Source organism: Ramlibacter sp., from assembly GCA_019635435.1.
In the GTDB taxonomy this organism is placed as follows: domain Bacteria; phylum Pseudomonadota; class Gammaproteobacteria; order Burkholderiales; family Burkholderiaceae_C; genus JAHBZM01.
This window is the reverse complement of the sequence record JAHBZM010000001.1, coordinates 1,892,143-1,919,043: the sequence shown is the minus strand read 5'-3', so window position 1 is coordinate 1,919,043 and position 26,901 is coordinate 1,892,143. Positions and strand designations below refer to the sequence as shown.

Genomic DNA, 26,901 nt, shown 5'->3' with positions numbered 1-26,901 from the left:
GGCTAGTGCAGCGGGTCCTTGAGCGCCTTGGGCAGCGGCAGCGGCATGACGCCAATGCCTTCGTCGATCAGCGCCTCGGCTTCCTCGCGTGAGGCCTGGCCGCGGATGCCGCGTTCATCGGTCTCGCCGTAGTGCATGCGGCGGGCTTCCTCGGCAAACCGGTCACCCACGTCCTCGGTGCGGGCCAGCACCTCGCGCACGGTCTTGAGCCAGGCCGCCTGGAGGTCGCGCTGCACGGGAGCCGAGAGCAGCTCCCGGTGGGCCGGCACAGCAGGCGCCTCGGGTGCTGGCGCGCCCAGGTTCAGCCGCGGCGCGCTGAGCATCTTGGCGATGCCGGCATCGCCGCACACCGGGCATTCGACCAGACCGCGCGCCAGCTGGGCCTGGAATTCGTCCTCGGACGCGAACCAGCCTTCAAACTGGTGGCGGTGGGCGCATTGCAGGTTCAGGACTTTCATGGGCCGATTATCCCGCCGCGCCAGGCGCTGCCGCCGGCTGCCAGTCGAGTGTCCATGCGCCGGACACCACGTTCTGCAACCAGACCAGGCAGGTCAGGGACTTGGCATCGGTCAGCTCGCCGCTGCGGCTCCAGTCCAGCAGCTCCTGGGGCGTGGCGGTGAAGACGTCGAGGAACTCACCGTCGTCAAGCTGGCGCTCGCCCAGGCTCAGGCCGCGGGCAAAGTAGATGTGGATGATCTCGGTGGAGTACGCAATGGCCAGGTGCATGGCCCCTGCCCTCGCCCACTCGCGCGCGGTGTAGCCGGTTTCCTCGAGCAACTCGCGCTGGCCGCACACCAGCGGGTCTTCACCAGGGTCGAGCTTGCCGGCCGGGAACTCGGTCATGACCTGCCCCACCGGGTAGCGGAACTGGCGCTCCACGACCACGCGCCCGTCGTCCAGCAAGGGCACCACCACCACCGCGCCCGGGTGCCGCACGTACTCGCGCGTGGCCTCGCGGCCATCGGGCAGGCGCACGGTGTCGCGGAAGGCTTGAAGAAAACTGCCCCTGAACAGGGTTTCGCTGCCGGTGCGGTGCTCCACCAGGTCGCGGTCCTGCGGGGAACGGTCAGCGCCCGTCGGGTCCATGGGCTCAGCCGCCGCCGGGCCGCCCCAAGGCGGCTGAAGCCCCCTCGGGGGGCAGCGCAGCACACGAAGTGGCAAGCGTGGGGGCCATGTCAGCGGTGCTTGACGAGGTAGCGCCAGACAAAGCCGGGAAAGGCCAGTGTGATGAACAGCGCGCCCGTCACGGCATAGAACTCCCAGCCCTGGGGCGCGATCTGGCCGGCGTGCTTTTCGAGCAGCAGGCCCAGGCCGCCAACCACGAAGTACAGCACCACCAGTTCACCCAGACGCATGGCCAGGTTCTTGGGCTGGGCCAGGGGCACCACCAGCAGCAGGCGTTGCGTGAGAAACGGCAGGTTGGCGGCGCACAGCGCCACCAGGATCACAAGCCAGACCGAGGCAGTTTGGGACACGTCAGCAGCGGGCCAACGCCTCAGTGAACGACCATCTTGAGGATGGGCAAACGCACGATGGCATCGGCGCACAGCGTCATGAGCCCGCCCGGCAGGATGCCGAGCACCAGGATCAGCAGGCCGTTGATGGACAGCACGGCGCGCACATCGGCCGGCGCCGACACGGTGGTGGCCGTGATGGGCGCGTCAAAGTACATGACCTTGACCACGCGCAGGTAGTAGAACGCGCCGATCAGCGACATCACCACGGCGAACACCGCCAGCCCGACATACCCGCCCTGGCCCGATGCCACCAGCGACTGCAGCACCGACAGCTTGGCATAGAAGCCGACCAGCGGCGGCACACCGGCCAGCGAGAACATGCAGATCGCCATGACGCCGGCAAACAGCGGGCTGCGCTGGTTGAGGCCGGCGAGGTCGGTGATCTCCTCGCTTTCAAAGCCCTCGCGCGCCAGCAGCAGGATGATGCCGAAGCTCGCCAGCGTGGTCAGCACATAGGTGATGACGTAGAACATCGACGAGCTGTAGGCATTGGCGGCCGAATTCACGTTGCCATTGACCACGCCTGACAGCAGGCCCAGCAGCACGAAGCCCATTTGCGAAATAGTCGAATAGGCCAGCATGCGCTTGAGGTTGGTCTGCGCAATGGCCGCGAGGTTACCCACCAGCAGCGAGCCCACCGAGAGCACCATCAGCATCTGCTGCCAGTCCGGCGCGAGCGTGAGCATGCCCTCGACCAGCAGGCGGATGCAGATGGCAAATGCCGCGAGCTTGGGCGCGCCACCGATCATCAGCGTGACGGCGGTCGGGGCGCCCTGGTAGACGTCGGGAATCCACATGTGGAACGGCACCACGCCGAGCTTGAACGCCAGGCCCGAGACGATGAACACCAGGCCGAACAGCAGCACCTGGTGCTTGATCTGGCCCGAGTTGATGGCCTTGAAGACCGCGGTGATGTCCAGCGAGCCGGTGGCGCCGTAGAGCATGGACAGGCCGTACAGCAGGAAGCCGCTGGCCATCGCGCCGAGCACGAAGTATTTCATGGCGGCTTCTGTCGACGTGGCGTGGTCGCGGCGCAGCGCCACCAGCGCGTAGCTCGACAGCGTCAGCAGTTCCAGGCCCAGGTAGATCACCAGGAAGTGGTTGCCCGAGATCATCACGAAGATGCCGAGCAGCGAGAACATGGCGAGCGTAAACATCTCGCCGCCGCGCAGCATGTCGCGGTCAGCCGCGTAGGGGCGGCCGTACACCAGCGTCACCATCATGGCCAGCGCGGCAAAGCACTTGAGCCAGTTGCCCATGGGGTCGCTCAGCACCATGTTGCCAAAGCCGCGCAGCGTTTCGCCGCCCAGGGCATACAGGGCCTGCAGCGCCGCCACCACGCCCAGCGTGATGAGCGTGAGCACATAGGTGGTGTTGCGCCGCGGGCTGGTGACGCGCAGGTCCAGCAGCGCGATCACGCAGGCCATGACCAGCAGCAGCGCCTCGGGGTAAACGGTGATCCAACTGATCTTGTCAATCATTGCCAGGCTCTCAATTCAGTTTGGACTGCGCGACGTGCTTGAGGAAATCGGCCACCGACGCGTCCATGATCTGGGTGAACGGGAAGGGGTAGATGCCCATGTACAGCACGGCCACCGCCAGCAGCGACAGCATCAGGAACTCGCGCGCATTGATGTCGGTGAGGCCACGCACCTCGTCATTGACCACGGGGCCGAGGTAGACGCGCTTGTACATCCACAGCGTGTAGGCCGCGCCAAAAATCAGGGCGGTGGCCGCTGCCAGGCCCAGCCAGAAGTTGGCCTTGACGGCGCCGAGGATCACCATCCACTCGCCCACAAAGCCCGCCGTGGCCGGCAAGCCGCAGTTGGCCATGGCAAACAGCAAGGCAAACGCCGCAAACTTGGGCATGGTGTTGACCACGCCGCCATAGCTGGCGATCTGCCGCGAATGCACGCGGTCGTAGAGCACGCCAATGCACAGGAACATGGCGCCCGAGACAAAGCCGTGCGCAATCATCTGCACCAGGCCGCCGGCCACGCCGAGGTCATTGAAGATGAAGAAACCCAGCGTGACAAAACCCATGTGCGCCACCGACGAGTAGGCCACCAGCTTCTTCATGTCCTGCTGGACCATGGCCACCAGGCCCACATAGATCACCGCAATCAGCGACAGCGCGATCATGAGCCAGGCCCATTCGCGCGCGGCGTCGGGCGCGATCGGCATGGAAAAGCGCAGGAAGCCATAGGCCCCGAGCTTGAGCATGATGGCCGCCAGCACGGCAGAACCGCCCGTGGGGGCTTCGACGTGCACGTCGGGCAGCCAGGTGTGCACCGGCCACATCGGCACCTTGACGGCAAAGGCCGCGAAGAACGCAAAGAACAACAGCGTCTGCGCCGTGCCCGACAGCGGCAGCTTGTGCCAGGTCAGGATGTCGAAACTGCCACCCGACTTGGTGTACAGGAAGATCAGCGCGATCAGCATCAGCAGCGAGCCCAGCAGCGTGTACAGGAAGAACTTGAACGCCGCGTAGATCTTGTTCGGGCCGCCCCAGATGCCGATGATCAGGTACATCGGGATCAGCGTGGCCTCGAAGAACACATAGAACAGGATGCCGTCCAGCGCGCAGAACACGCCGATCATGAGCCCGCTGAGGATCAGGAAGGCGCCCATGTACTGGTTGACGCGCTCGGTGATGACCTCCCAGCCCGCGATGATCACCACCACGTTGATGAACGCCGTGAGCAGCACGAACCAGAACGAAATGCCGTCCACGCCCAGGTGGTAGTTGACATTGAAACGCTCGATCCACGGCCCCAGTTCGACAAACTGCATGGCCGAGGTGCCAAGCTTGAACGCGTCGTACAGCGGCAGCGTGACCAGCAGGCTGACAACCGCGCCGACCAGCGCGAACCAGCGCACGGCCTTCGCGTGTTCGTCACGGCCCAGCGCCAGCAGCACCACGCCGAAAAAGATCGGCGTCCAGATGGCAAGGCTCAACAATCCCATTTTTCTTGTTCTCCTACTTGTTGAGCCACTCGATCAGCATCGGCCCGCTGATGAAGTACGACATGAGGCCCACCACGCCCAGCAGCATGACCAGCGCATAGTGGTACAGGTAACCCGTCTGGAACCAGCGAACCATGCCGGACACCCAGCGCACCACTTTCCAGGAGCCGTTGACCAGGGCGCCGTCGATGAAGTTCTGGTCGCCGCCCTTCCACAACCCGGTGCCCAGGGCACGGGCGCCACGCGCCAGCACGTTCTCGTTGAACCAGTCCATGTAGTACTTGTTCTCAAGCAGCGTGTACAGCGGCTGCACGCGCGCCTGGATCGCAGCGGGCAGCGCCGGATTGACCATGTACAGGTAATACGACGACGCGACGCCGGCCAGTGCCAGCCAGAACGGTGCCGACGTGAGCGCATGCAGGGCCATCTGCACCGGGCCATGGAACATCGTGGCCAGTTCCTCCATGGCATGGTGCTTCTCGGCGTTCACGAAGATCGCGTCCTTGAAGAAGTCACCAAACAGCATGGGCTGGATGGTCATGAAGCCAATCACCACGGAAGGGATGGCCAGCAGCAGCAGCGGCGCGGTCACCACCCAGGGCGACTCATGAGGCTCGTGGTGCTCTTCGTGGCCGTGACCATGGTCGTCATGGCCATGGTGGGCATCGGGGTTCTGGTCGAACCGCTCCTTGCCGTGGAACACCAGGAAATACAGGCGGAACGAATAGAAGGCCGTGATGAACACACCGGCCAGCACGGCAAAGTGGGCGAAACCGGCACCGGGCAGGTGGCTTTCCGCCACGGCCTCGATGATGCTGTCCTTGGAATAGAAGCCCGCGAACAGCGGCGTGCCGATCAGGGCCAGCGAGCCCAGCAGCGAGGTGATCCAGGTGATGGGCATGTACTTGCGCACGCCGCCCATCCAGCGGATGTCCTGGTTGTGGTGCATGCCGATGATGACCGAGCCCGCCGCCAGGAACAGCAGCGCCTTGAAGAACGCGTGCGTCATCAGGTGGAACACCGCCACGGAATAGGCCGAGGCGCCCAGCGCCACCGTCATGTAGCCGAGTTGCGACAAGGTGGAATAAGCGACCACGCGCTTGATGTCGTTCTGGATGATGCCCAGGAAGCCCATGAACAGCGCGGTGATGGCGCCAATGACCAGGATGAAGCTCAACGCGGTGTCGCTGAGTTCAAACAGTGGCGACATGCGCGCCACCATGAAAATGCCCGCGGTCACCATGGTCGCGGCGTGAATCAGCGCGGAGATGGGCGTGGGGCCTTCCATGGAGTCAGGCAGCCACACATGCAGCGGGAACTGCGCGCTCTTGCCCATGGCGCCGATGAACAGGCAGATGCAGATCACGGTGATCAGCATCCAGCCCGTGCCGGGCATGGTGAGTTGGGCCAGTTCACCTGACTTGGCAAACGCCTCGCTGTAGCTCAGCGTGCCCGCGTAGGCGGCGATCAGGCCAATGCCCAGGATGAAGCCGAAGTCCCCCACGCGGTTGACCAGGAACGCCTTCATGTTGGCGAAGATCGCCGTGGGCTTGTTGAACCAGAAGCCGATCAGCAGGTACGACACCAGGCCCACTGCTTCCCAGCCGAAGAACAGCTGCAGGAAGTTGTTGCTCATGACGAGCATCAGCATGGAGAAGGTGAACAGCGAGATGTAGGCAAAGAAGCGGTTGTAGCCCTCGTCTTCTTCCATGTAGCCGATGGTGTAGATGTGCACCATCAGCGACACGAAGGTCACCACGCACATCATCATGGCGGTCAGCCCGTCGATGAGGAAGCCCACTTCCATCTTCAGGCCGCCCACCACCATCCAGGTGTAGAGCGTTTCATTGAGGCGGGCTCCGTCAATGGCCACGCTCCTGAGCGTCATCGCCGAGATGATGAAGGCCACCAGCACGCCGAGGATCGTGAGCGTGTGCGAGAGGCGGCGGCCAATGCGGTTGCCGCCGAACGTGGTTCCAAAGATGCCGGCCAGCACGGCACCCACCAGGGGTGCCAGCGGCACCGCCAGCAGGGTTGATGCGTTGAGGGTTTGGCTCATTTGTAGTTTTAACCCTTGAGCGTGTTGAGTTCGTCCACGTTGATGCTGGACTTGTTGCGGAACAGCAGCACCAGGATCGCCAGGCCAATGGCCGATTCGGCGGCCGCCACCGTGAGGATGAAGAAAACGAACACCTGGCCGTGCATGTCACCCATGTAATGGGAGAAGGCCACGAAGTTCATGTTGACGGCCAGCAGCATCAGCTCGATGGCCATCAGCAGGACGATCAGGTTCTTGCGATTCAGGAAGATCCCGATCACCGACAGCGCGAACAGGATCGCACCCACCGAAAGAAAATGTCCCAGGGTCAGCGTCATGCCTTCTTCTCCATCGCAGGCGCCTCGGGCGCCGCAGGGCTGGCGGCCGCGCGGGTGGGCGCCACCTTGATCAGTTCCATGCGGTCGCGGGCCTTGACGCGCACCTGCTCGGACGGGTCCATGTGCTTGCTGTCCTTGCGCTGGCGCAGCGTCAGTGCGATCGCGGCAATCATGGCCACCAGCAGGATCACGGCGGCGATCTCCAGCGGATACAGGTACTGCGAATACAGCAGCTTGCCCAGTTCACGGGTGTTGGACACCTGGGCCACGGCCTGCCCCGCCGCCTGCGCGACGGCCGCGGGCGCCTTGGGCTCGTCCGCCACGCGGAAGCCCCCCATCAGGACGGCGGCCATCTCCAGGGCGATCAATGCCCCCACGGTCGCCGCCAGCGGGAAATGCTTCCAGAAGTTCTGGCGCAGGCTGTCAACGTTGATGTCCAGCATCATCACGACGAACAGGAACAGCACCATCACCGCGCCCACATAGACCAGAACCAGCGAAATCGCCAGGAACTCGGCCTTGAGCAGGATCCACATCGCGGCCGCCTGGAAGAAGGCCAGCACAAGGTAGAGCGCGGCATACACGGGGTTGCGCGCGGTGATCACGCGGAAAGCCGCGAACAGCAGCACTGCCGCGAACAGGTAAAAGAGACCGGTCTTGACGTCCATGGGGCGTTTCTTTTCGTTGGGTCTGGGCCGTGTCTGTGAAAACAGGGTCAGCGGACCATTTCAGCGGTACTTGGCGTCGGCCGCCTTGGCCGCGGCAATTTCGTTTTCGTAGCGGTCGCCCACGGCGAGCAGCATGTCCTTGGTGAAGTACAGGTCGCCCCGCTTCTCACCGTGGTACTCGAGGATGTGGGTCTCGACAATGGAATCCACCGGGCAGCTCTCCTCGCAGAAGCCGCAGAAGATGCATTTGGTCAGGTCGATGTCGTAGCGCGTGGTGCGGCGCGAGCCGTCGTCGCGCACATCGGACTCAATGGTGATGGCCATGGCCGGGCAGACCGCCTCGCACAGCTTGCAGGCAATGCAACGCTCCTCGCCGTTCTCATAGCGGCGCAGCGCGTGCAGTCCGCGAAAGCGCGGCGACATCGGCGTTTTTTCTTCCGGAAACTGCACCGTGATCTTGCGGCTGAAGGCGTACTTGCCCGTGATGGCCAGGCCCTTGAAGAGCTCGATCAGCATGAAGCTGGACAGGAAGTCCTTGAGCGAGAAAGCCGAAGGCTGGACGGCAGCGGTTTGGGTAGACATGGTGAGTTTTCCGATCTACTTCCAGATATTGAACGGGGTCTGCATCCAGGCGCCCACCACCACCAGCCACACCAGCGTGACCGGGATGAAGATCTTCCAGCCCAGACGCATGATCTGGTCATAGCGGTAGCGCGGAAAGGTCGAACGGACCCACAGGAACATCGTGACCACGCAGAAGGTCTTGATGCCGAGCCAGATCCAGCCCGGGATGAAGTCGAGGAAGGCGAAAGGAGGCAGCCAGCCGCCCAGGAACATGATCACGGCGAGGATGGAGACCAGCCACATGTTGGCGTATTCAGCCAGGAAGAACATGGCGAAGCTCATGCCCGAGTACTCGATCATGTGGCCCGCCACGATCTCGGACTCGCCCTCGACCACGTCGAACGGATGGCGGTTGGTCTCGGCCAGGCCGGAGACGAAATACACGACGAAGATCGGCAGCAAGGGCAACCAGTTCCACGACAGGAAGCCGACGCCCTTTTCGGCGAACAGCCCCTTGCCCTGCCCCATCACGATGTCGGTCATGTTGAGGCTGGCCGAGACCATGAGCACCACCACCAGGCAGAAGCCCATGGCGATTTCATAGCTCACCATCTGGGCCGAAGCCCGCAGCGCGCCCAGGAACGCATATTTGGAGTTGGAGGCCCAGCCCGCGATGATCACGCCATAGACCTCGAGCGAAGTGATGGCCATCAGGAACAGCAGGCCGGCATTGATGTTGGCCAGCGCCACATCGGGGCCGAACGGGATCACCACCCAGGCCGCGAGCGCCGGCATGATGGTCATGATGGGGCCCAGGAAGAACAGCCCCTTGTTGGCCACCGTGGGCGCAATGATTTCCTTGGTCAGCAGCTTGAGCGCGTCGGCAATGGGCTGCAGCAGGCCCAGCGGCCCGATGCGGTTGGGCCCCAGGCGGATCTGCGTGAAGCCAATGGCCTTGCGTTCCCACAGCGTGAGGTAGGCCACGGCGCCCATGAGCGGCAGCACCACCACCACGATCTTGATCAGGTTCCAGATGACCGGCCAGGCCAGGCCCGACCACCAGCCGCCGCCAAACAGGCCCAGGCCCGTGTTGTAGATCGCGTCGATCATGCCGCTGCCTCCTCGGCCGCGCGGGCATTGCGCGCGTCGGCGGTGCGTTGCAGCGATTCCGCGCGGCGCACGATGCCGTCCAGCTGGTAGATGGATGCCGTTGCCGGGACACCGGCCACAGGCAGCACGTCGATGGCCGCTGTGGTGAGATTGCTGAGCTTGCCCGCGGGAACATGGGTCTCGCCGGCGTTCTGGGCGCCGCGCGCATGGGCCAGCACCTCCTGGGACGACTCAAACTCAAAGCCCTGGACGCCCAGCAGGTTGGCGAGCACGCGCAGCACTTTCCAGGCAGGCCGGGTTTCGGCGAGTGGTTTGACGACGGCATGGAACCCCTGCACGCGGCCTTCGGCATTGACGAAGGTGCCGGAGGTTTCCGTGAATGGTGCGACCGGTAGCAGCACGTCGCTGAATGCCAGATTGGCCTTGAACGGGCTCAGCGTTACGACCATCCCGGCCTGGCCCAGCGCCGCAGCGGCCTGGGCACCGGCTGCCGAGTCAAATTCGGGTTCGGTGTTGAGCAGCAGCACGGCCTTGAGCGCGCCACCGAGCATCTGGCCGGCGTTCAATCCGCCGGCGCCGGGCATGGCGCCCACCACCTGCGCGCCAACCGTGTTGGCGGCTTCGGTCAGATAGCCCACCGTGGCGCCGGTCTGGCCGCCAATCCACTGGGCCAGCGCCAGCAGGCTGGACGCCCGGGCATGGTGCGCCGCCGCGTTGCCCAGCAGCACCGCCTTGCGCTCACCGCCCAGCAATGACCTGGCGATCTCGCGGGCGGTGTCCGTTACCGTGCCGGCGGCCGGGGCCTCAACGCCCTTCTCTGCGGCCACGGCGGCGGCGACATCGGCCAGCGCCTGCGCCCAGTCGGTCGCAGCTGCCACCAGCGTATGGGCCACGGGCATGGCCCAGTCCTGAACCGCCGCGTTCACCGCGGAGACCTTGCAGCCCTTCTTGACCGCCTGGCGAATGCGCTGGGCGAACAGCGGATGGTCCTTGCGCAGGCTGGAGCCGACGACCAGCACCCGCTGCAACCCCGAAAGTGCCGCCACCGGCATGCCGAGCCAGCGCGCGCCATCCGCAGGCGCGAATTCGGCATGGCGCAGGCGGTGGTCGATGTTCTGGCTGCCCAGGCCACGCATCAGCGAACCGGCCAGGTGGAGCTCTTCCAGCGTGCTGTGGGGGCTTGCGAGCACACCAATGCTCGCGGCGCCATGGTCGGCCTTGATCTGCTTGAGCCCGTTGGCCACGTATTCGAGCGCGGTCTGCCAGTCGACGGTCTTCCACTCGCCGCCCTGCTTGAGCATGGGCGCGGTGAGGCGTTCGGTGCTGTTCAGTGCTTCGTAAGAGAAGCGGTCGCGGTCGGCAATCCAGCATTCATTGACGTCTTCGTTCTCGAGCGGAACGACGCGCATGACCTTGTTGTTCTTGACCTGCACCACCAGGTTGGCGCCCGTGGAGTCGTGCGGGCTGACCGACTTGCGCCGGCTCAGTTCCCATGTGCGCGCGCTGTAGCGGAACGGCTTGCTCGTGAGCGCGCCCACCGGGCAGATGTCAATCATGTTGCCCGAGAGCTCGGAGTCCACCGTGTCGCTGACGATGGTGGTGATCTCGGAGTGCTCGCCGCGATGGATCATGCCCAGCTCCATCACGCCGGCCACTTCCTGGCCAAAGCGCACGCAACGGGTGCAGTGAATGCAGCGGCTCATCTCTTCCATCGAGACCAGCGGGCCCACGTCCTTGTGGAACACCACGCGCTTTTCTTCTTCGTAGCGCGAGGAAGAGCCGCCATATCCCACGGCCAGATCCTGCAGCTGGCACTCACCGCCCTGGTCACAGATGGGGCAGTCCAGCGGGTGGTTGATCAGCAGGAACTCCATGACCGACTGCTGGGCCTTGATGGCCTTGTCGCTCTTGGTGCGCACGATCATGCCCTGCGTGACGGGCGTCGCGCAGGCCGGCATCGGCTTGGGCGCCTTCTCCACGTCCACCAGGCACATGCGGCAGTTGGCGGCAATGGACAGCTTCTTGTGATAGCAGAAGTGCGGGATATAGGTGCCCGCCTTGTCGGCCGCATGCATGATCATGCTGCCCTCGGTGATTTCCACCTTCTGGCCGTCGAGTTCGATTTCAACCATAGTTCCTGTTCCGCCTCAGGCCTGGACAGCCGCGGGCTGAGCCTTGTTGATCAGTGCCTCGAATTCGGGGCGGAAATGCTTGATCATCGCGCGCACCGGCATGGCCGCGGCGTCACCCAGTGCGCAGATCGTGCGGCCCTGGATGTTGTCGGCCACCGAATTGAGCAGGTCCATGTCAGCCGGCCGGCCCTGGCCCTTGTGGATGCGGTCGACCACGCGCCACAGCCAGCCCGTGCCTTCGCGGCAGGGTGTGCACTGGCCACAGGACTCGTGCATGTAGAAGTAAGACAGGCGCTTGAGCGACTCCACCATGCAGCGCGAGTCGTCCATCACGATGACGGCGCCCGAGCCCAGCATGGAGCCGGCCTTGGCGATGGAGTCGTAGTCCATCGTGCACTCCATCATGATGTGCGCGGGCAGCACCGGGGCCGACGAACCGCCCGGGATCACGGCCTTGAGCGTGCGCCCCTTGCGAACACCCCCGGCAAGCTCCAGCAGCTTGCTGAAGGGGGTGCCCAGCGGGATTTCATAGTTGCCCGGCAACTCCACATCACCCGACACCGAGTAGATCTTGGTGCCGCCATTGTTGGGCTTGCCGATCTCGAGGTAGGCCTGGCCGCCGTTGCGGATGATCCAGGGCACGGCCGCGAAGGTCTCGGTGTTGTTGATGGTGGTTGGCTTGCCATAGAGGCCAAAGCTCGCGGGAAACGGCGGCTTGAAGCGCGGCTGGCCCTTCTTGCCTTCAAGCGACTCGAGCAGCGCGGTTTCCTCGCCGCAGATGTAGGCGCCAAAGCCATGGAAGGCGTGCAGCTGGAAGCTGAAGTTGCTGCCCAGGATGTTGTTGCCCAGCAGGCCGGCTGCACGGGCCTCCTCCAGCGCCTCTTCAAACCGTTCGTAGGTCTGGAAGATCTCGCCGTGGATGTAGTTGTAGCCCACCGAGATGCCCATGGCAAAGGCCGCGATGGCCATGCCCTCGATCACGATGTGCGGGTTGAATTCAAGAATGTCCCGGTCCTTGCAGGTGCCGGGCTCGCCTTCATCGGAGTTGCAGACCAGGTACTTCTGCCCCGGGAACTGGCGCGGCATGAAGCTCCATTTGAGGCCGGTGGGAAAACCTGCGCCGCCGCGGCCGCGCAGGGCCGATTCCTTCACCGTGGCAATCACCTGGTCCTGCGTCATGGGCTCGGCGCCATCGGCGCCCAGCAGGATCTTGCGCAGCGCCTGGTAGCCGCCGCGTGCCTCGTAGTCCTTCAGGCGCCAGTTGGAGCCGTTCAGGTCCGCGTAGATCTGCGGATTGATGTGGCGGTTGTGAAAGCAGGTCTGGACCCCGGTGGCCTGGAACTGCGCGAGCACCTGATCGGCATTCATGCGGTGGCCCCCTTGAGTCCGTCGATCAACTGGTCGAGCTTGTCGTCGCTCATGAAGCTGCACATGGTGCGGTCATTGACCAGCATCACGGGCGCGTCGGCGCAGGCGCCCAGGCACTCGCTCTGCTGCACGGTGAACAGGCCATCGGCCGTGGTGCCGCCCATCTCGACGCCGAGCTTGTGGCACAGATGGTTGAGGGCCTTCTGGCCGTCGCGCAGCTGGCAAGGCAGGTTGGTGCAGACGTTGAGCTTGTACTTGCCCACCGGCTGCTGGTTGTACATGTTGTAGAAGGTCGTGACCTCATGCACGGCGATCGCGGGCATGCCCAGGTACTCGGCCACGAGGCGTTCGCTCTCGATGCTGACGTGGCCCTGCTCCTGCTGGATGATGGCCAGGCAGGCCATCACGGCCGACTGCTTCTGGTCGCCGGGGTACTTGGCGACCTCCTTGTCAAAACGCGCACGCGTTACGTCAGAAATCATCGGTCAATCTCTCCGAACACAATGTCCATGGTGCCGATGATGGCCACGGCATCGGCAATCATGTGGCCGCGGCCCATTTCATCCAGCGCTGCCAGATGCGGGAACCCGGGCGCGCGGATCTTGAGGCGGTAAGGCTTGTTGGCGCCGTCGCTCACGATGTAGATGCCGAACTCGCCCTTGGGGTGCTCCACGGCCGCGTAGGCCTCGCCTTCGGGCACGTGGAAGCCTTCGGTGAAGAGCTTGAAATGGTGGATCAGCTCTTCCATGTTGGACTTCATCGACTCGCGCGAGGGCGCCGCCACCTTGTGGTTGTCGGTGATCACGGGGCCCGGGTTCACGCGCAACCAGTCCACGCACTGCTGGATGATGCGGTTGGACTGGCGCAGCTCTTCGACGCGCACCAGGTAGCGGTCGTAGCAGTCGCCGGTCTTGCCCACGGGAATGTCGAAGTCCATGCGGTCGTAGACGTCGTAGGGCTGCTTCTTGCGCAGGTCCCAGGCCACGCCCGAGCCCCGCAGCATCGCGCCGGTGAAGCCCAGGTTCAGCGCGCGCTCCGGCGTGACCACACCAATGCCGACCGTGCGCTGCTTCCAGATGCGGTTGTCGGTGAGCAGTGTTTCGTACTCGTCCACGTAGTGGGGGAAGCGCCTGGTGAAGTCCTCGATGAAATCAAGCAGCGAGCCCTGGCGGTTCTCGTTGAGCTGGTTGATCGCGCGCTGGTTCTTGACCTTGCTGACCTTGTATTGCGGCATGCTGTCCGGCAGGTCTCGGTAGACACCGCCCGGCCGGAAATAGGCCGCGTGCATGCGCGCGCCGGAAACCGCTTCGTACATGTCGAACAGGTCTTCCCGCTCGCGGAAGCAGTAGATCAGCATGTTCATGGCGCCGCAGTCCAGCCCGTGCGCACCCAGCCACAGCAGGTGGTTCAGCAGGCGGGTGATCTCGGCGAACATCACACGGATGTACTGCGCGCGCTCGGGCACCTCGATGCCCATGAGCTTTTCGATGGCCAGGCAATAGGCGTGCTCGTTGGCCATCATGGACACGTAGTCGAGCCGGTCCATGTAGGGCAGCGACTGGATGTAGGTCTTGCTTTCGGCCAGCTTCTCGGTGGCTCGGTGCAGCAGCCCGATGTGCGGATCGGCGCGCTGGATGACCTCGCCGTCAAGCTCCAGCACCAGGCGCAGAACGCCGTGGGCGGCCGGATGCTGGGGGCCGAAATTCAGCGTGTAATTTTTAATCTCAGCCATGTTGGTTCACCGGACTGTTCAAGCGAACACCGTGGAACCGGCTTTGCCGGGCCACTGGTGTTGCCCCCTTGAGAGGGTGGCGGCCACAGGCCGCTTCGGGGGTGTTCATTTGATACCCCCGTAGTTGTCTTCGCGGATGATGCGCGGCGTGATCTCGCGCGGCTCGATCGTCACGGGCTGGTAGATCACCCGCTTCTGCTCGGGGTCGTAGCGCATCTCCACGTGGCCCGAGGTCGGGAAGTCCTTGCGGAAGGGATGGCCGATGAAACCGTAATCGGTCAGCAGGCGGCGCAGATCCTCGTGGCCTTCGAACACGATGCCAAACAGGTCGAACGCCTCGCGTTCGAACCAGTTGGCGGCACTCCAGATGCCGTTGACCGAGGCGATGACGGGCAGGTCATCATCGGCCGCGAACACCTTGAGCCGCACGCGCTGGTTCAGGCTCACGGACAGCAGGTGGCATACCACGGCGTAGCGGGCCCCTTCCCAGGCGCCCTCGGCGTAGTCGGAGTAGTCGGAGTAGTCCACGCCACACAGGTCGATCAACTGCTCGAACTGGCAGCCACGCGCATCGCGCAGCAGGAGCGCGACCTCAAGGTAGTCGGCGGCGGCCACCGCCACGGTCACCTCGCCCAGACGGACGCTCACGTCGCGGGCCTTGTCGCCGAGCACGTCGGCCAGGGTCTGGCGGAGCGTGTCGGGGCTGATCGCAATATCGGTCATCAACTCTGTCCCTCAGGCGCGCGCAATGGTCTGGGTGCGGCGGATCTTCTGCTGCAGCTGGATGATCCCGTACAGCAGGGCCTCGGCCGTGGGCGGGCAACCGGGCACGTACACATCCACGGGGACGATGCGGTCGCAGCCGCGCACCACGGAGTAGCTGTAGTGGTAGTAGCCGCCACCGTTGGCGCAGGAGCCCATGGACAGCACCCAGCGCGGCTCGGGCATCTGGTCGTAGACCTTGCGCAGCGCCGGCGCCATCTTGTTGCACAGCGTGCCCGCCACGATCATCAGGTCGGACTGGCGCGGGCTGGGGCGAAACAGCATGCCGAAGCGGTCGATGTCGTAGCGGGCCGCGCCCGCGTGCATCATCTCCACCGCACAGCAGGCCAGACCGAACGTCATGGGCCACAGGGAGCCGGTCTTGGCCCAGTTGAGCACCGAATCCACCGTGGTGGTGACGACGCCTTCCTTGAGAATACCTTCGATTGCCATGGCACTACTTCCTTGCTATTCCCAGTCCAGGGCACCCTTTTTCCACTCGTAGGCGAAGCCCACGACGAGGATGCCCAGAAAAACCATCATGGCCCAGAAACCGGTGGCGCCAATGTCCTTGAGGGCCACAGCCCAGGGAAAGAGGAACGCAATCTCGAGGTCGAACAGGATGAACAGGATGGCCACGAGGTAGTAGCGCACATCGAACTTCATGCGCGCGTCTTCAAAGGCCTCGAAGCCGCATTCGTAAGGGGAGTTCTTCTGCGCGTCGGGGCGGTTCGGGCCGAGCACATAGCCCAGCACCTGCGGAACCACGCCAACACCAACACCAACCAGGATGAACAAAAGGACAGGGAGGTACTGATCGAGGTTCATCTTGAGGTTCTGGCCACCGCTTGAACCTGCCGGGGGAATGCCCGGCAGGCTTGACTGTATGGTGCCGTCGGCGAGACTCGAACTCGCACAGCTTTCGCCACTACCCCCTCAAGATAGCGTGTCTACCAATTTCACCACGACGGCGGTTTCCTGCTTGCCCGGATGGCATGAGGCATCTTGCGATTTTGGCTTTCCGGGCAGCCTAGGAGTTTACCCTGAAATCCCCGGTTCTCCCGGGGAGAGCGGGCAATTTTCAGAGCGCTTTACTTGGTCGGAATCTGCGCCGCGCCCGAGGCCGGCGCCGCGGGCACCGGTGCCACGGCGGGTGCCGCCGGCGCGGTGGTTCCGGGGATCAGCGCGGCGCCCGAAGCAGCCGGTGCCGGCATCGGCGCAGTGACCGGTGCGCGTTCGAGCACGCTGCCCGAAGAGGAGGGACGCAGGTTGCCGAAGTAAGCCAGCAGCAGCGTGCAGGCAAAGAACAGGGCCGCCAGCACGGCCGTGGTGCGCGAGAGGAAGTTCGCGCTGCCACTGGCGCCAAACAGGCTGCCCGAACCGCCACTGCCAAAGGCCGCGCCCATGTCGGCGCCCTTGCCGTGCTGGACCAGGATCAGGCCGATCATGCCCAGCGCCGTCAGCATCTGCACAGCGAGGATGATGGTGAGGAAAACGTTCATTCAAATACTCCTGAATTCTTGGCACCCTGCGCTCACGCGGCGCGGGCTGCTCCCACAATGGTCAAAAAGTCCGCGGCCTTGAGCGACGCGCCGCCGATCAGGCCGCCGTCGATGTCGGGCTGGGCCAGCAGCTGCGCGGCGTTGGCCGCGTTCATGCTGCCGCCATAGAGAATCCGCACCCGGCCAGCCTGCGCCGTGGCGGCCAGCAACTGGGCCCGCAACACCGCATGCACGGCCTGCGCCTGTTCGGGCGTGGCGGTGCGGCCCGTGCCAATGGCCCACACCGGTTCGTAGGCCACCACGATCTCGCTGATGCAATGGCCATTGAGGTGGATCACGGCGGCCAGCTGGCGCCGCACCACCTCCTGGGTGTGCCCTGCCTCGCGCTCGGCCAGGGTTTCGCCCACGCAGACGATGGGCGTGATGCCCGCGGCCAGCGCGGCGCGGGCCTTTTCAGCGACCAGGGCATCGGTCTCGCCATGGTACTGGCGACGCTCGGAATGACCGACGATGGCATAGCGCACACCAAACTCGCGCAGCATGGGCGCCGAGACCTCGCCGGTGAAGGCCCCCTTCTCATGGGCCGACACATCCTGGGCACCCAGCGCCAGCGCCGAACCCGCACAGAGGGTCTGCACCTGCGCCAGGTACGGCGCGGGCACGCAGACAGCGGCTTCGCAGGCCGCGCCCTGCAGCCCCGCGATCACGGCGCGCACCAGGGCGTCGTTGGCCTCGATGCCACCGTTCATCTTCCAGTTGCCGGCAATCAGTTGGCTCTTCATGGTTGCCCTCTCACCAGGTCAGCACGATCTTGCCGACGTGCTGGTTGGACTCCATCAGCGCATGCGCGGCGGCGGCATCGGCCGCGGCGAAGGTGCTGTGGATCACGGGCTTGATGGCGCCGCTGTCGATCAGCGGCCAGACGTTCTTGCGCAGCGCCTGGGCAATGGCGGCCTTGAAGGCCACCGGCCGTGGCCGAAGCGTGGAGCCCGTGACGGTCAGCCGCTTGCGCAGCACGAGGCCGGCGTTGATCTCGCTCTTGATGCCGCCCTGCACCGCAATGATGACGATGCGGCCGTCCTCGGCCATGCAATCGATCTCGCGCGCCACATAGCTGCCGGCCACCATGTCGAGCACCACGTTGACGCCGGCGCCGCCGGTCAGGCGCCTGGCCTCTTCGACAAAGTCATGCGTCTTGTAGTTGATGGCGTGATCGGCACCCAACGCCACGCAGGCAGCGCACTTGTCGTCGCTGCCGGCCGTGACGATGACCCGCGCGCCCAGCGCCTTGGCCATCTGGATCGCCGTGACGCCAATGCCACTGGAGCCGCCCTGGACCAGCAGCGTCTCGCCGGCCTGCAGTCGGGCGCGATCGAACACATTGCTCCAGACGGTGAAAAACGTCTCGGGCAGGGACGCCGCCTCGACATCGCTCAGGCCCGCCGGCGAAGGCAGGCACTGGTCGACCGGAGCCACGCAGAGTTCGGCGTACCCGCCGCCAGCCACGAGCGCGCACACGCGGTCACCCACGCGCAGCCCCGCGGCCGCCATGGCCTTTTCGTCACCGGCCACCACCACGCCAGCCACCTCGAGCCCCGGGATGTCCGAAGCCCCCGGCGGCACCGGGTAGTTGCCCGTGCGCTGCAGCACGTCGGGGCGGTTCACGCCCGAGGCGGCCACACGGATGAGCAGTTCGCCCGCACCGGGCGTTGGCTCGGGGCGTTCGCCCAGGCGCAACACCTCGGGCGCGCCGAAGGAGCTGATTTCAATGGCTTTCATGGTCATTTCGGGCTGGAGTCCATGCCCCACGGGCACAGACTGCTACCAAAACAATAGCAATTACTCTTGCGGCTCGGCCGGGGCCGGGGCTTGGGCCTGCGGCTCACGCGGCTGGCGCTCCTCGCGCGGACGGTCCTCGCGGGGACGGTCTTCACGCGGGCGGTCCTCGCGCGGGGCCATGGCCGGGCGGTCCAGCAAAGCCTTCATGGACAGCTTGACGCGGCCCTTCTCGTCCGTCTCGAGCACCTTGACCTTGACGATCTGGCCTTCGGACAGGTAGTCGGTGACCTTCTCGACACGCTCGTGCGCGATCTGGCTGATGTGCAGCAGGCCGTCCTTGCCGGGCAGCAGGTTGATGAGGGCGCCGAAGTCCAGGATCTTGGTGACCGGGCCTTCGTAGACCTTGCCGATTTCCACTTCAGCGGTGATCTGCTCGATGCGCTGCTTGGCCACCTCGGCCTTCCCGGCGTCGGTCGCGGCGATGGTGATGGTGCCGTCTTCCTCGATGTTGATCTGGCAGCCGGTCTCTTCGGTCAGCGCGCGAATCACGGCGCCGCCCTTGCCGATCACGTCACGGATCTTCTCGGGGTTGATCTTCATGGTGTACAACTTGGGCGCGAAGCTGGAGACCTCGGCCTTGGCCTCGCCCATGGCTTCCTGCATCTTGCCCAGGATGTGCATGCGCGCTTCCTTGGCCTGGGCCAGGGCGACCTGCATGATTTCCTTGGTGATGCCCTGGATCTTGATGTCCATCTGCAGCGCGGTGATGCCGTTGGTCGTGCCGGCCACCTTGAAGTCCATGTCACCCAGGTGATCTTCGTCGCCCAGGATGTCGGTCAGCACGGCGAAGCGGTTGTCTTCCTTGATCAGGCCCATCGCGATGCCGGCCACGTGGGCTTTCATGGGCACGCCGGCGTCCATCAGCGACAGGCAGCCGCCGCAGACCGAAGCCATGGACGAGGAGCCGTTGGACTCGGTGATCTCGGACACCACGCGCATGGTGTAGGGGAACTCTTCCTTGCTCGGCAGGCAGGCCACCAGGGCGCGCTTGGCCAGGCGGCCGTGGCCGATCTCGCGGCGCTTGGTGCTGCCCATGCGGCCCACTTCGCCGGTGGCAAAGGGAGGCATGTTGTAGTGGAACATGAAGCGGTCTTCGTACTCGCCCATCAGCGCGTCGATGCGCTGCGCATCGCGCTCGGTGCCCAGCGTGGACACCACCAGCGCCTGGGTTTCACCGCGGGTGAACAGGGCCGAGCCGTGGGTGCGGGGCAGCACGCTGTTGCGGATCTCGATGGGGCGCACGGTGCGGGTGTCGCGGCCGTCGATGCGGGGCTCGCCCGACAGGATCTGGCTGCGCACGATCTTGGCTTCAATGTCGAACAGCAGGGCGTCCACCTTGACGGCGTCGAACTCCACGCCTTCAGCCTTGAGCGCGGCCAGCACCGAAGCCGCGGCTTCACGCAGAGCCTGCGTGCGGGCCTGCTTGCTGCGGATCTGGTAGGCGGCGCGCAGCTTTTCCTCGGCCAGGCCATTGACCTTGGCGATGAAGGGCTCGTCCTTGGCCGGCGGCTGCCAGTCCCACACGGGTTTGCCAGCGTCACGAACGAGTTCATGGATGGCGTTGATGGCGATGCGGCTCTGGTCGTGGCCGAACACCACGCCGCCCAGCATGATTTCCTCGGACAGCTGCAGGGCTTCGGATTCAACCATCAGCACGGCGGCTTCGGTGCCTGCGACCACGAGGTCCATCTGGCTGTCCTTGCGCTGGGTCTGGCCCGGGTTCAGGACGTACTCGCCATTGATGTAGCCCACGCGGGCAGCGCCGATGGGGCCGTTGAAGGGCAGGCCCGACACCGACAGCGCGGCGCTCACGCCGATCATGGCGGCAATGTCGGCGTCGACTTCAGGGTTCAGCGACAGCGTGTGGATGACCACGTGCACTTCGTTGAAGAAGCCTTCGGGGAACAGCGGGCGGATCGGGCGGTCGATCAGGCGGCTGGTCAGGGTTTCGTGTTCGCTGGGCTTGGCTTCGCGCTTGAAGAAGCTGCCGGGGATCTTGCCGGCGGCATAGGTCTTCTCGATGTAGTCGACGGTCAGCGGGAAGAAGTCCTGGCCTGGCTTGGAGGACTTGGAGCCAACCACGGTGGCCAGCACCACGGTGCCCTCGATGTCAACGATGACGGCGCCTGACGCCTGGCGCGCGATCTCGCCGGTTTCCAGCTTGACCGTGTGCTGGCCCCATTGGAAGGTCTTGGTGACTTTGTTGAAAATGCTCATGTTCATCTCCTGTGTGCCGCCACGCGGTGGCGGACTGTCTTGGGCGCATGGGCTGCGCCGGGGGCCCGGAGGCGGGCGGTTTGAACACGATGCCATTCCACAAAGCACCGGCTTCCAGCCGGAAAACCATCAAGTGGTTTGTGGAATGACACAGCGCGTATCCGTCTGGCCTGTCTCCGAAGAACGCCGTTCTGGCAAGCGCCAGGCCGGCTTTTCAAACTCTCAAAGTGCAAAACGCCTGAGCTAGCGGGCTAACTCAGGCGTTCCTGCATTCAAACCGGCTTACTTGCGCAGACCCAGCTTGGCGATCAGCGCGGTGTAACGCTCGGCGTCCTTGTCCTTCAGGTACGCCAGCAGGCTCTTGCGGCGGTTCACCATGCGCAGCAGGCCGCGGCGGCCATGGTGATCCTTGGCGTGCGTCTTGAAGTGCGGGGTGAGTTCGTTGATGCGGGCGGTCAGCAGCGCGACCTGGACTTCGGGGCTGCCCGTGTCGCTGGCGCTGCGCGCATTGGCCTTGACAACTTCGGCCTTGATGGAGGATGCAATCATTGGTTTTCCTGTGAATGTTTGACTTGCGTTGGGCACTGGAAATGCACCCAACGTGCGCCTTGCAGCATGCAAAGCCTTGGAATTATAGCCCGAAACGCCTATGCAGGCGGGCTCAGGCCTTCCGGGCCGCCAGCCAGCCCTGCAGGCGCTGCACGCCCTGCGCCAGCCGGCCCAGGTCGCGCGAGGCGAAACACCAGCGCAGCCAGCCCTGGGCCTCGGGCGCAAAGGCCTCACCCGGGGCCAGCCCCAGGCCGGCTTCGGCCACCAGGCGGCGCGCCGTGTGCAGCGAGTCGTCATGGCCGGCCAGGCGGAAAAAGGCGTACATGCCCCCCTTGGCAGACGCCAGTTCCACACCCGGCACGGCCTGCAGCGCCGGCACCAGCGCATCCCGGCAGGCCCGCAGGTGGGCCACCACGCGCGGCGTGACCTCGGCGGTGCGCTCCAGCGCCACCTGGCCCGCGCGCTGCGTGAACACGCTGGCGCACGAGGTGTTGAACTCCACCAGCTTGCCCATGGCCGGCGTCATGGACGGCGGCATGACCAACCAGCCCAGTCGCCAGCCCGTCATGAGGAAGCTCTTGGAAAAGCTGTGCACCACCACCAGCCGGTCCTCGGGCGTGGCCAGGTCCAGAAAGCTCGGCGCGCAGCCGTTGCCGGTGTCGTCCGCGTAATACAGGCGCTCATAGACTTCGTCGGCCAGGATCCAGGTGCCGGTACGGCGGCAGTGGTCCAGCAGTTGTTGCTGCTCGGCGCGCGTGATGGTCCAGCCCGTGGGGTTGTTGGGCGCGTTGAGCACCAGCAGCCGCGTGGCCGGGGTCACGGCCGCGCACAGGGCCTGCACATCCAGCGTCCAGGCGCCGGCCACGGGCGTGAGCGGCACGCAGCGCAGCTTTGCGCCCAGGATCAGCGGTTGGGCCGTCAGGTTGGGCCAGACCGGCGTGACCGCCACCACCTCGTCACCGGCGTCGATCAGCGCCTGCATCGCCAGCATCAGGGCATTGACGCCGCCTGAGGTGACTGCGATGCGGTCGGCCCCGACCGGGCCATGCAAGGCGCTCATGTAGGTCGCAATGGCTTCGCGCAGTTCCGGCAGACCCAGGTTGTGGGCGTAGAAGGTTTCGCCCTTGTGCAGCGAATCGATCGCCGCCTGGCGGATGAAGTCGGGCGTGACCTCGTCGCTTTCGCCAAACCAGAAGGCCAGCACGTCGCTGCGGCCCATGCCCGCGTTGGCGACCTGGCGGATTTTGGATTCTTCGAGGTCAAGGATGGTCTGGCGCATGGCGGCGATGTTACCGGGGCCGCCACATCCTGCAGGTGGAGGGTTGTTCGGCCTGCGCGGCACTGATGCGGCGGATCACCCGGAAGCCATAGCCCGAGCCTTCGACATCAAACTTGACGCCGGGCGTGCCCTGGCGCTCCATCACGCCCACCGCCAGCGGCTGCTGGAACTGGTGGTCGGCCTCGCGCATGGCGCCCGTCTGCCCGCCCAGCGTGACCTGGGCCTGCTCAAGCGCGGCCGCCACGGCCGTGGCGTCGGTGGTGCCGGCCTTTTCAAGGGCCTGGGCCAGTGCCTCGACCAGCAGGTGCATGCGCATGTGCACATAGTCATCGGCCGGTTTGGGGTAGCGCGCGCGGAACGACTGGTAGAAGGCCTCGCTTTGCGGGGTGGGAACGTTGGGCAGCCAGTCGGCCACCGCGAGGACCTTGCCCAGCCCGGCATCGCCAATGGCCGCTGGCGCCCCCAGCGCATTGCCATAGAAGGTGTAGAACTTGCCCTCGAAGCCGGACTCCCTGGCGGCCTTGACCATCAGCGTCAGGTCGTTGCTGAAGTTGCCGGTGATCACGGCGTCGGCACCGCTGGCCTTGATCTTGGCGGCATAGGGCGCGAAGTCCTTGATGCGCAGCAGCGGATGGAACTCGTCGCCCACGATACGGATGTCGGGCCGCTGCGCCGCCAGTTGCCGGCGCGCCTCCCGCAGCACGGCGTGGCCAAAACTGTAGTCCTGCCCGATCAGGTAGACCGACTTCACCGCCAGATCGTCCTTGAGCACGGCCATCAGGGCCGCCATGCGCATGTCGCCATGTGCGTCAAACCGGAAATGCCAGTAGCTGCACTTCTCGTTGGTCAACGCCGGGTCCACCGCCGAATAGTTGAGGAACACCACGCGGCGCGCGGGCTCGCGCTCGTTGTGCTTGTTGACGGCTTCGATCAGCGCCGCGGCCACGGCCGACGAATTGCCCTGGGCGATGATGCGGGCCCCGTCGTCAATGGCCGCGCGCAGCAGGGACAGCGCCTCCTCGATCTGGCCCTTGCTGTCATAGCGCTCCAGTTGCAGGCGGTGTGCGCCATCGGCCAGCGTGACGCCGCCGCGCGCATTGACGCGCTCCACCGCCCACACCAGGTTGCGGAACACCGCCTCGCCACCATTGGCATTGCCGCCGCTCAGGCCTTCGATCATCGCGATCTTCACGGGCGCGGCAGACGCCTGGGCCCAGGCGAGGGAGGGCACAAATAGCGCTGCCAGCAACGATTTCAAGACCCAACGCCACAGATTATTCATTCCTTGTTTCCCTTGAAAAGAACCGTGGCGCTGCCAAGTGAAGTCCAGGCGGCGATCACGGTTGAAAGCCGCGCAGTGTACGGGGCGGCCAGGGCACAAAACCTGCCAACTGCTCCGCTTTATCCGACAAGGAGTCCGCATGTTTTTCGCACCTATCGTCCGTTCCCGCAGCGCCGCGCCCGCATTCCGGTCTTTTGACCGCAGTTTCGAGCGCTTTATCAACGAGGCCTTCGTCGCGCCGCAGCGCCAGGTCCATGTGGAACAGGACGACAAGGCCTGGACCGTCACGCTGGACGCGCCCGGCTTCGCCCGCGAGGACCTGAGCATTGGCATCGAGGGCGCCGTGGTGCGCATCGAGAGCAAGCCCGAGGCCAAGCGGCAACTGAAGGCCGCCTACGAGCTGCCGCAGGACATTGATGTGGCCGCGAGCAGCGCCAAGCTCGAAAACGGCGTGCTCACGCTCACGCTGGCCAAGCTGGCGCCGGTGAGCAAGGTCACCCCGCTGGCGATCAACTGAGCGACAGCGCGTCCAGCGGCCAGCGCGGCTTCACGTCAAAGGCGTAGGCGCGGCTGGCCGTCTGCATGCCCGCCTGCAGGCGCATGGCCGCCGCCATGGCAATCATGGCGCCGTTGTCGGTGCACAGGTGCAGCTCGGGGTAGTGCACCCGCACGCCCCGCGCGGCGCAGGCCGCGTTGAGCTCCGCGCGCAGGCGGCGGTTGGCGCCCACGCCGCCGGCCACCACCAGGCGCTTCAGGCCCGTCTGTTTCAGCGCGGCCAGGGACTTCTTCAGCAGCACCTCGACGATCGCCGCCTCGGTCGAGGCCGAGAGGTCCGCCTTGCGGGCCTGCAGCTCGTCGCCCAGCTTGCGCGCCTGGGTCAGCACCGCCGTCTTGAGGCCGGCAAACGAAAAATCGAGGTTGCCGCTGTGCAGCAGCGGCCGCGGCAGCTTGAAAGCGGCCGCATCGCCCTGCTCGGCCAGCCGGCTCAGCGCCGGTCCTCCGGGGTAGCCCAGCCCCATGAGCTTGGCGGATTTGTCGAAGGCCTCGCCCGCGGCATCGTCAATGGTTTCGCCCAGCAGCGTGTACCGCCCCACCCCCTGCACCTCCATCAGCTGGGTGTGGCCCCCGGACACCAGCAGGGCCACAAAGGGAAACTCCGGCGGATCGGCGCTGAGAAAAGGCGACAGCAGGTGGCCCTCGAGGTGATGCACCCCGAGCACTGGCCGGTCCAGCGCGGCGCCCAGTGCGCAGGCCACGCCCGCGCCCACCAGCAGCGCCCCCGCCAGCCCCGGGCCGCGCGTGTACGCCACCACATCCACCTGCGCCAGCGCCTGCCCGGCCTGCGTGAAGACATGGTCGGCCAGCGGCAGGACGCGGCGGATATGATCGCGGCTCGCCAGTTCGGGCACCACGCCACCGTAGGCCTGGTGCATCTCGATCTGGCTGTGCAGGGCATGCGCCAGCAGCACCGGCACCCCGGCGCCGGCGCTTTGCACCAGTGCCACGCCCGTCTCGTCGCAAGACGATTCGATTCCCAAAATAAGCATCGGGGAAGTGTAAGACCCCCTGTGGGCGCGGCACGGCATGTTTGTTGCTGTCACCCACTATCCTTGTCCATGAACCGCGCCCCAGCTACTGAAACACCTTCCGGGACCATGAAATCGGGCCTGAACTTCCTGATCGCTGCCAAGCGCTGCGAAATCGCCGAACTGCAGCAGTTGGCGCTCACCAGCGCGCTGGTGAACGTGACCGGGCGCCTGATCCACGGCCTGCAGCGCGAGCGCGGGCTGTCCAACCTGTTCCTGGCCTCCCAGGGCGAGCAGTTCGACGGCCCGCGCAGCCAGCAGATCGCGGAATGCCAGCAGCTGGACGCCGAACTGCGCCATTGCTTTGACACCCTGGACACCGAACCCGCCCGCGTGGGCAACGGCGCGCGCCTGTTCAGCCGGATCGCCTACGTGCTCCAGGGGCTGGACGCCCTGCCCGGGCTGCGCGAGTGCGTGAACACCCGTGCCTGGCCGCCCCGCCGCACCACCGACGCCTATGTGCGCCTGATTGCCGGCTTGCTGGGCGTGGTCTTCGAGGCCGCCGACAGCGCCAGCGACCCCGAGGTCTCCCGCCTGCTCGTGGCCATGTTCAACTTCATGCAGGCCAAGGAGTTCGCGGGCCAGGAGCGGGCGGCCGGTGCCAGCCTGTTCGCCGCGGGACGGGCTCATCTGGCCGAACAGCAGCGGCTGCTGCACCTGATCGAATCCCAGGAGCGCTGCCTGCAGGTGTTCCATGAATTCGCCAGCGCCGACGTGGCCGCGCTGGACGCAGACCGCCAGGCCGCGCCCAACATCGCCGAACTCGAGCGGCTGCGGCGGATCCTGTGCACCGCCCCCGACGCGGGAACGCTGGACACCCACCTGAGCCAGACCTGGTTTGACTGCTGCAGCCGCCGCATGGACCGCATGAAGGCCGTGGAGGACGGCCTGGCCCGGGAGCTGGTCCAGGTCTGCCAGCACAAGATCACGGCCGCCACGGCCGACCTGCGCAACTACGAAGCCCTTGGGGCGACCGCCGCCCGCGAAGGCGACGCCCTCTCCTTCTTCCATGACACCGCCCCCACGCCGCTGGCCACCACGGTGGGGGCGGGCATGCCCGGCCTGCCCGCGCCGGCGCAGGGCTACGGCCTGCACCTGGAGCGGTCCATCCTTGAACTGGTCCAGGAGCAGGCCCGGCGCCTGCAGGCCATGGGCGACGAGCTGGAAACCGTGCGTGCCAGCCTGAATGAGCGCAAGGTCATCGAGCGCGCCAAGGGCCTGCTGATGGCGCACCGCCACCTCAGCGAGGAAGAAGCCCACAAGACCATGCGCCAGATGGCCATGAACCAGAACCGGCGGCTGATTGAAGTGGCCGAGGGCGTGCTGGCCATGGCCGAAGTGCTGCCCGCGCGCCGGTCTTGACGGGGTTTGTGCTGCGATGCACAAAATAGTGCTTTATGCCCCGTTCATGCACCACGATGACGCCGGGCTGAACATGCCCATCGGTCGTC

General features: G+C 65.4%; 27 protein-coding genes and 1 tRNA gene. 2 read left to right on the top strand and 26 right to left on the bottom strand.

Translation table 11 applies throughout. The features are described from left to right. Nucleotides 1-2: 2 nt before the first annotated feature. The 25 genes from KF796_09240 to KF796_09120 form a co-directional block, all read right to left on the bottom strand. Nucleotides 3-458, bottom strand: coding sequence for a DUF1178 family protein (locus tag KF796_09240; protein MBX3586819.1), 456 nt, complete (start codon nt 456-458; stop codon nt 3-5). 7 nt (nt 459-465) lie between these two features. Beyond that, complete coding sequence (locus KF796_09235) at nt 466-1,086, bottom strand: NUDIX hydrolase (GenBank protein ID MBX3586818.1); 621 nt, start codon at nt 1,084-1,086, stop codon at nt 466-468. Between the two features lie 89 nt (nt 1,087-1,175). Further along, entirely contained in the window at nt 1,176-1,475 is a 300-nt protein-coding gene (locus KF796_09230) for a DUF2818 family protein (GenBank protein ID MBX3586817.1), read from the bottom strand. A gap of 20 nt (nt 1,476-1,495) precedes the next feature. After that, on the bottom strand, nt 1,496-2,998 hold the full coding sequence (nuoN, locus tag KF796_09225; protein ID MBX3586816.1) for an NADH-quinone oxidoreductase subunit NuoN: 1,503 nt from the start codon (nt 2,996-2,998) through the stop codon (nt 1,496-1,498). 10 nt (nt 2,999-3,008) lie between these two features. After that, nucleotides 3,009-4,484 carry an NADH-quinone oxidoreductase subunit M gene (locus tag KF796_09220; GenBank protein ID MBX3586815.1) on the bottom strand — a complete coding sequence of 492 codons (1,476 nt, stop codon included), beginning with the start codon at nt 4,482-4,484 and terminating at the stop codon, nt 3,009-3,011. 13 nt (nt 4,485-4,497) lie between these two features. Continuing rightward, nucleotides 4,498-6,543, bottom strand: coding sequence for an NADH-quinone oxidoreductase subunit L (gene nuoL, locus KF796_09215; protein MBX3586814.1), 2,046 nt, complete (start codon nt 6,541-6,543; stop codon nt 4,498-4,500). Between the two features lie 8 nt (nt 6,544-6,551). Beyond that, complete coding sequence (gene nuoK / locus KF796_09210) at nt 6,552-6,860, bottom strand: NADH-quinone oxidoreductase subunit NuoK (GenBank protein ID MBX3586813.1); 309 nt, start codon at nt 6,858-6,860, stop codon at nt 6,552-6,554. Further along, nucleotides 6,857-7,528, bottom strand: coding sequence for an NADH-quinone oxidoreductase subunit J (locus tag KF796_09205; GenBank protein ID MBX3586812.1), 672 nt, complete (start codon nt 7,526-7,528; stop codon nt 6,857-6,859). The genes nuoK and KF796_09205 overlap by 4 nt, the downstream gene beginning before the upstream one ends. Nucleotides 7,529-7,588: 60 nt before the next feature. After that, nucleotides 7,589-8,110 (bottom strand): NADH-quinone oxidoreductase subunit NuoI, encoded by a 522-nt coding sequence (gene nuoI / locus KF796_09200; protein MBX3586811.1) that lies wholly within the window; start codon nt 8,108-8,110, stop codon nt 7,589-7,591. A gap of 15 nt (nt 8,111-8,125) precedes the next feature. Then, nucleotides 8,126-9,202: an NADH-quinone oxidoreductase subunit NuoH gene (nuoH, locus tag KF796_09195; protein ID MBX3586810.1), complete on the bottom strand. Its 1,077-nt coding sequence runs from the start codon at nt 9,200-9,202 to the stop codon at nt 8,126-8,128. Then, on the bottom strand, nt 9,199-11,334 hold the full coding sequence (nuoG, locus tag KF796_09190) for an NADH-quinone oxidoreductase subunit NuoG (protein MBX3586809.1): 2,136 nt from the start codon (nt 11,332-11,334) through the stop codon (nt 9,199-9,201). Before nuoG ends, nuoH begins: the two co-directional genes overlap by 4 nt. Before the next feature lie 15 nt (nt 11,335-11,349). Further along, nucleotides 11,350-12,702: an NADH-quinone oxidoreductase subunit NuoF gene (gene nuoF, locus KF796_09185; GenBank protein ID MBX3586808.1), complete on the bottom strand. Its 1,353-nt coding sequence runs from the start codon at nt 12,700-12,702 to the stop codon at nt 11,350-11,352. Continuing rightward, complete coding sequence (nuoE, locus tag KF796_09180; GenBank protein MBX3586807.1) at nt 12,699-13,184, bottom strand: NADH-quinone oxidoreductase subunit NuoE; 486 nt, start codon at nt 13,182-13,184, stop codon at nt 12,699-12,701. Before nuoE ends, nuoF begins: the two co-directional genes overlap by 4 nt. Continuing rightward, the gene (locus KF796_09175; GenBank protein MBX3586806.1) at nt 13,181-14,434 is read right to left on the bottom strand and encodes an NADH-quinone oxidoreductase subunit D; all 1,254 of its coding nucleotides are present in this window, start codon (nt 14,432-14,434) and stop codon (nt 13,181-13,183) included. Before KF796_09175 ends, nuoE begins: the two co-directional genes overlap by 4 nt. 105 nt (nt 14,435-14,539) lie before the next feature. Continuing rightward, on the bottom strand, nt 14,540-15,157 hold the full coding sequence (locus KF796_09170; GenBank protein ID MBX3586805.1) for an NADH-quinone oxidoreductase subunit C: 618 nt from the start codon (nt 15,155-15,157) through the stop codon (nt 14,540-14,542). Between the two features lie 12 nt (nt 15,158-15,169). Next, a complete protein-coding gene (locus KF796_09165) occupies nt 15,170-15,649 on the bottom strand; it encodes an NADH-quinone oxidoreductase subunit B (GenBank protein MBX3586804.1) in 480 nt (159 codons plus the stop codon). 15 nt (nt 15,650-15,664) lie between these two features. Further along, nucleotides 15,665-16,024 (bottom strand): NADH-quinone oxidoreductase subunit A, encoded by a 360-nt coding sequence (locus KF796_09160; GenBank protein ID MBX3586803.1) that lies wholly within the window; start codon nt 16,022-16,024, stop codon nt 15,665-15,667. Between the two features lie 59 nt (nt 16,025-16,083). Further along, nucleotides 16,084-16,168 (bottom strand) — tRNA-Leu (locus KF796_09155). Between the two features lie 119 nt (nt 16,169-16,287). Further along, complete coding sequence (secG, locus tag KF796_09150) at nt 16,288-16,698, bottom strand: preprotein translocase subunit SecG (GenBank protein MBX3586802.1); 411 nt, start codon at nt 16,696-16,698, stop codon at nt 16,288-16,290. 32 nt (nt 16,699-16,730) lie between these two features. Then, nucleotides 16,731-17,480, bottom strand: a complete 750-nt coding sequence (gene tpiA, locus KF796_09145) for a triose-phosphate isomerase (GenBank protein ID MBX3586801.1) — start codon at nt 17,478-17,480, stop codon at nt 16,731-16,733. A 10-nt stretch (nt 17,481-17,490) separates the two neighbouring features. After that, entirely contained in the window at nt 17,491-18,477 is a 987-nt protein-coding gene (locus KF796_09140; GenBank protein MBX3586800.1) for an NAD(P)H-quinone oxidoreductase, read from the bottom strand. A 60-nt stretch (nt 18,478-18,537) separates the two neighbouring features. Then, nucleotides 18,538-20,754, bottom strand: a complete 2,217-nt coding sequence (gene pnp, locus KF796_09135; protein MBX3586799.1) for a polyribonucleotide nucleotidyltransferase — start codon at nt 20,752-20,754, stop codon at nt 18,538-18,540. Nucleotides 20,755-21,036: 282 nt separating this feature from the next. After that, nucleotides 21,037-21,303, bottom strand: a complete 267-nt coding sequence (gene rpsO / locus KF796_09130) for a 30S ribosomal protein S15 (GenBank protein ID MBX3586798.1) — start codon at nt 21,301-21,303, stop codon at nt 21,037-21,039. 112 nt (nt 21,304-21,415) lie between these two features. Further along, nucleotides 21,416-22,582, bottom strand: coding sequence for a pyridoxal phosphate-dependent aminotransferase (locus KF796_09125; protein MBX3586797.1), 1,167 nt, complete (start codon nt 22,580-22,582; stop codon nt 21,416-21,418). Nucleotides 22,583-22,592: 10 nt separating this feature from the next. Continuing rightward, a complete protein-coding gene (locus tag KF796_09120) occupies nt 22,593-23,864 on the bottom strand; it encodes a branched-chain amino acid ABC transporter substrate-binding protein (GenBank protein ID MBX3586796.1) in 1,272 nt (423 codons plus the stop codon). Nucleotides 23,865-24,003: 139 nt separating this feature from the next. Here KF796_09120 and KF796_09115 point away from each other — a divergent pair, with 139 nt between their 5' ends. Beyond that, nucleotides 24,004-24,381, top strand: coding sequence for an Hsp20/alpha crystallin family protein (locus tag KF796_09115; GenBank protein MBX3586795.1), 378 nt, complete (start codon nt 24,004-24,006; stop codon nt 24,379-24,381). On the opposite strand, the gene tsaD is transcribed toward KF796_09115, so the two are convergent. Further along, on the bottom strand, nt 24,374-25,411 hold the full coding sequence (gene tsaD, locus KF796_09110; GenBank protein ID MBX3586794.1) for a tRNA (adenosine(37)-N6)-threonylcarbamoyltransferase complex transferase subunit TsaD: 1,038 nt from the start codon (nt 25,409-25,411) through the stop codon (nt 24,374-24,376). The genes KF796_09115 and tsaD overlap by 8 nt on opposite strands. A gap of 108 nt (nt 25,412-25,519) precedes the next feature. Between tsaD and KF796_09105 the strand changes: the two genes are divergently transcribed. After that, the gene (locus tag KF796_09105; protein MBX3586793.1) at nt 25,520-26,812 is read left to right on the top strand and encodes a nitrate- and nitrite sensing domain-containing protein; all 1,293 of its coding nucleotides are present in this window, start codon (nt 25,520-25,522) and stop codon (nt 26,810-26,812) included. The last annotated feature ends 89 nt before the right edge of the window (nt 26,813-26,901 follow it).